The sequence below is a fragment of the Staphylococcus sp. HMSC057A08 genome, assembly GCF_001812925.1.
GTDB lineage: Bacteria > Bacillota > Bacilli > Staphylococcales > Staphylococcaceae > Staphylococcus > Staphylococcus hominis.
The window spans coordinates 1-4,356 of the sequence record NZ_KV810831.1 but is presented as its reverse complement, the minus strand read 5'-3'; the positions used below and the strand labels follow the sequence as shown (position 1 = coordinate 4,356).

7 protein-coding genes and 1 pseudogene are annotated in these 4,356 nt (G+C 29.7%); 1 reads left to right on the top strand and 7 read right to left on the bottom strand.

Going from position 1 to position 4,356, the window contains the following annotated elements; translation table 11 throughout:
- Positions 1-202 (bottom strand): annotated as a pseudogene (locus HMPREF2881_RS00860) (IS6 family transposase); the annotation flags it as partial.
- A 16-nt stretch (positions 203-218) separates the two neighbouring features.
- On the opposite strand from HMPREF2881_RS00860, the gene HMPREF2881_RS00855 reads away from it, so the two are divergent.
- A complete protein-coding gene (locus tag HMPREF2881_RS00855) occupies positions 219-431 on the top strand; it encodes a hypothetical protein (protein ID WP_002449933.1) in 213 nt (70 codons plus the stop codon).
- Positions 432-690: 259 nt separating this feature from the next.
- Here HMPREF2881_RS00855 and HMPREF2881_RS11960 read toward each other — a convergent pair whose 3' ends face one another.
- The 6 genes from HMPREF2881_RS11960 to HMPREF2881_RS00830 form a co-directional block, all read right to left on the bottom strand.
- Entirely contained in the window at positions 691-768 is a 78-nt protein-coding gene (locus HMPREF2881_RS11960; RefSeq protein ID WP_078091527.1) for a hypothetical protein, read from the bottom strand.
- A gap of 192 nt (positions 769-960) precedes the next feature.
- Positions 961-1,365 (bottom strand): hypothetical protein, encoded by a 405-nt coding sequence (locus tag HMPREF2881_RS00850; protein WP_002449924.1) that lies wholly within the window; start codon positions 1,363-1,365, stop codon positions 961-963.
- A 34-nt stretch (positions 1,366-1,399) separates the two neighbouring features.
- Entirely contained in the window at positions 1,400-1,816 is a 417-nt protein-coding gene (locus tag HMPREF2881_RS00845) for a YolD-like family protein (RefSeq protein ID WP_002449934.1), read from the bottom strand.
- A gap of 182 nt (positions 1,817-1,998) precedes the next feature.
- On the bottom strand, positions 1,999-2,274 hold the full coding sequence (locus HMPREF2881_RS00840; protein ID WP_012818058.1) for a hypothetical protein: 276 nt from the start codon (positions 2,272-2,274) through the stop codon (positions 1,999-2,001).
- 48 nt (positions 2,275-2,322) lie between these two features.
- Positions 2,323-3,024, bottom strand: coding sequence for a zinc ribbon domain-containing protein (locus tag HMPREF2881_RS00835; protein ID WP_037554635.1), 702 nt, complete (start codon positions 3,022-3,024; stop codon positions 2,323-2,325).
- A gap of 30 nt (positions 3,025-3,054) precedes the next feature.
- The gene (locus HMPREF2881_RS00830; RefSeq protein ID WP_002455776.1) at positions 3,055-4,047 is read right to left on the bottom strand and encodes a replication initiator protein A; all 993 of its coding nucleotides are present in this window, start codon (positions 4,045-4,047) and stop codon (positions 3,055-3,057) included.
- Positions 4,048-4,356: the final 309 nt, after the last annotated feature.

Below are 4,356 nucleotides of genomic sequence, written 5' to 3'. Positions count from 1 at the left end.
TTTTATGCTTTTTCTTCCAAATTTGATACAAAATAGGAGCATATTCTTGAACCCAACGGTAGATCGTTGAATGATGAACGTTAACGCCGCGTTCTCTTAGTATTTCAGATATATCACGATAACTAAGCGCGTATCTTAAGTAATAGCCAACGGCTACAGTTATTACATCTTTATTAAATTGCTTATATCTAAAATAATTCATAGAGAACGCTCCTTTTTTGTTAAAATTATACTATAAAATTAACTTTGCAACAGAACCAAGCAATGCATATATTGATATTGGGCAAAGAGAATTTAATAAACTGTTATTGATGTTATTTTCTGCAGAAGAATATGGAACTGCTCATACCTTGACTAAAAATTATCTTGCATATAGTGTAGAAGCCAAAAAACCAAAAGTAGCTAGAATCCCAAAAACAAACAAATTTTAAATAAAAAGCGCCTAATACAAACTTATTAGGCGCTTTATTTCATAACCATTCAACACGTAGCTTAGCACAACCAAGAATGTGCTAAAATCAATATATCATTGTACTAACCATTTGGCATTTTTCTAGTATCATGCTATTATAAGAATGTAAAGAAAAGGACAACATGCGCTAACATGTTGCCCTAATGAGCCCGTTCGAAAGACGGTAGCCTAAATTAATTTTTTAAAGAAATAACCATTAACCGGCTAAAGTTGGATGGTTATTTTTTTTGGTTATTGCTAATTAATACTAAACCAATGATTGTTAAAACAATCATCAGCATTTCATAATCAGACATGCTATTCCTTTCTTGGAGTAGAAACCAAAACCATAGGCATCACCCCATTTTCATGAGATTAGCCACCATCTATCCAACTTGCTCAACCAATATTATAACATAATCCCTTGGCCTTTTTACTAGACCACATTGGACATTTTATATACGATCATTACATTAAGTTCGAAAAATTAACAAAAGCTTCTGATAGCTTTACTTATTCTCTTTAATCGTTTGAATCAAAACTTTGTGACGTCTTATAGCATGATCATATTCACCTAATAATTCAGTATTCATTAAATCAAAAGTTTTTTCTATACTACCGTTTACATACTCTGATAGAAAGTTTCTATATGCTCGTCTTCTATCAACATCACCCTGTTTATATGAGCTTAACAGTCTATGAAGATTTAAAACAAATTCTTCATTAACAACCTCAAACTTTGCTGTTCTATTAATGCATTCGTTTTCTATCTCACTTATTTTCTTATACTTTTCGTCATAAGTTAACGTTTTATCTTGCATTATTTTTGGCGTTTCATCTTTAGCAATTTCTCTTATAAGTCCTTTAAACAAAGAAACCATATCATATGCTTCACTACTACTAATCTTAGTCATAACATCAAACCTCTTTCACTAATGTATTTTACTTTCAATGAACACTAACAATATTATTTAATGAAAGTCTTACAATAGATTGATTATCTACACGCTTGATTAGCATAATACTTTCTAGTGTATCTAGTTTTTGTATATAACAATTCAAAGCACTTATATATCCATTTTCCCAATAACTAATTTCAGCTATTCTATTAGTTTGAATTTTATCATGTACTTTTTCATTAATTTCTTCTAATTGGTCTTCCGAAAGTAAAGGCATAGGAATTTTATTTTGATCCTTAATATATTGCTCTAATATTTCATATTGTTCAGGAACCGTCTTGAAAGCTTGCCACTTGACCATTCCACGCCCTTTTGGAATTCTTGCATTTAAATATTCACGTGGAATTTTACGATAATCCATTTCATATTTATATTTATCTGGTGCATTAGGATTAATCACTTTCAAAAAATCACCTCGTAAACATTATAGAACATACGTTCCCATTTTTAAAGTGAAATATTAAAAGGCCTACCGCACTCACTTTGTTCGTTTGCTACAGCATGAATATAAAGGTCGAACTAAAGATTCTGACCTATATTCACGCTAAAAATCCCCTCAAAACCAATATAACTAATTTTAATTATTCTTTATTCTTGAGGTAAATGAATGAAATTGGTCGTATAAGCAATCGAGTGTTTAGGAATGAGCGTACGTTTCTCTAATTCATTATCTTTTGGATCCTTGATGCCATCGCTTTTCACTAATAATATTTCGTACGTATATTCTTTAACAATATACCCCGTAAATGATTCTTCGTTATTTAAAACAACTTTTACCTTTTTATGATCAAAGAAAGCATACGCTTGTTTTGGATAATCATAGTCTTTGTAATGTTTTAGTCTCGCTTTTTGTTTATTATTCATCATTTTATTCCCCTTTGTATTAATAATTTAATAGTTTTCTCTCTATACTTAGAATACCAATAATTTCCCTTTCTTGGCTATATTACTAGCAGCTACAATATCATTATTTTGATGCCTGAATCCACATTTTGTACATTTAAACTTATTTTTATTAGTTCTGTTGTACTGATTTCTATTATGGCATATTGGACATTCAATAGACGTGAAACTTTCATCAACGATCAGTATTTCGTCATTTTCATTTTTTCGCTGCTTAATCGCAAAATAAGTCAAGTCAAATACCAAACTAGGAAAAGATAAATGGCTTGAACCATGATCACCTAATGCAAAGACGGTTTGAAAACGATTGGACGTTTGTTCTAACATTTCTTTAACAACTTGATTGATATGGCTTTTAAGTCCTGTTTTCAGTTTAGAATAAGCTTCGCTATTATCATATTGCTTATTAGCAATACGTCTCTCGTATTTTCTAAAAAGATGGAAGAGCGTGTTATGTTTATCGACAAAAACAAAAGATCGATCTATATTTGACGCTGTTAAATAATGGTATTTACCTAAATCGATACCAATAATATGAGCTTTTTCTTGTTTTATATAATCGTTAATCGCTTTGATATGCTTATATTTACAGTTTTCTAGCTTTTCTGGAAAACGTCTATAATAGCTTAAATACCAATTCGGAACTTGAATGACCCTCATATCCTCTTTTGTCATGTGAGGTAAAAAACTTTTAACTAACGAAAAATTCATCGCCTATCATCCCCCCTTTTTTCTTGTATTTTATGTTTTAAATACGTTGAGTGGCCTGTTTTCAAAGTTTTTTCTACGCATATTCGTTGAGCGCATTTCTTCTAATTCGGACAAAATAGAGCGCATTAAATATCCTTGCATAGCTTCAACAGTTTCTTGTTTTTTAACCATTATACCTTTGAATCTTTTAAGTACTGTAAATAATTCATCATCCATATCTTCAAGCATATACACTTCACCATACATATCATTAAACGAACGCTTAGCTTTTAAAATAACTGATTTAATGATTTGTATTTCTTTAGCACTAAATTTATTCATATATCTCTTTGTATCTTCGGGCATTTCCTGAAGTTCTAAATGTTTTAAAGCTTCTTCATCGGATTGTTGTTGTAAATGATTCGTATGATTTGGATGATTAGGTTTTGTAGCTTCTACATTTTCTTCTCTTACATCATTCATATCATTCGTATCACTAGAATCAGTATTACTAATATCAGTGTCATTAAGTTCAGTATCATTAGTGTGCGATTTTCGCATTTCTTGTTGTGCGATTTCAGCATTTCTAGAAATGCGATTTTCGCAATTCTTGAAATGCGAAAATCGCATTTCAGTGTCATGACAAGTCTCATCAATGTTTTCTTCTTGTTTTTTGATTTCATAAACGTCTTCTTTAGTAACTTCAGGATTCATTAAATATAATTTATTAGGTCGTCCTTGCCCACATCTTACTTGTTCTAAAAGATTATTTTTTGATAACTCTTTTTTAATTTTTGTTAATTTACCATCATGACAATTTAATATAGCTTTAAGTTTTTCATTTGTGAAAATGAAAAATATATCGCCATTATCATCAAACCAATTGTTCTTTATTGATAATTCTAATCTGTCTTTTAACAAAGCGTACGCAATTTTAGCATCATTACTTAATTGCATATATTTCTCATTAGTAAAAAACACTTTTGGCAGTTGATAAAATTTTTCTCTATATTGTTGTTGGATATTAAATCTTTCTTCAGTCATAATAAAAAACCTCTTTCCGTATTTTGATTTGGTAAGAGGTAATAAAACGCTTATATATATATTTGTGTTTATTTACTAGTTTCAATACTTGCACTAAGTAACAATTCAGTATATAATACAGGTATCAAAACATTGTAGATAAATAAACGTGGGGAACGTTTTATTACCAAACATTTAAGGGCAACTACTACCAATAGTTGCTCTTTTTATTTTGTTATAAATTAATAATAACACTTATATACCTATAGAAACAATTTATTTTGTAACTTTTTATTAGTAACATGTTACATGTAACAAACAACACAAAGA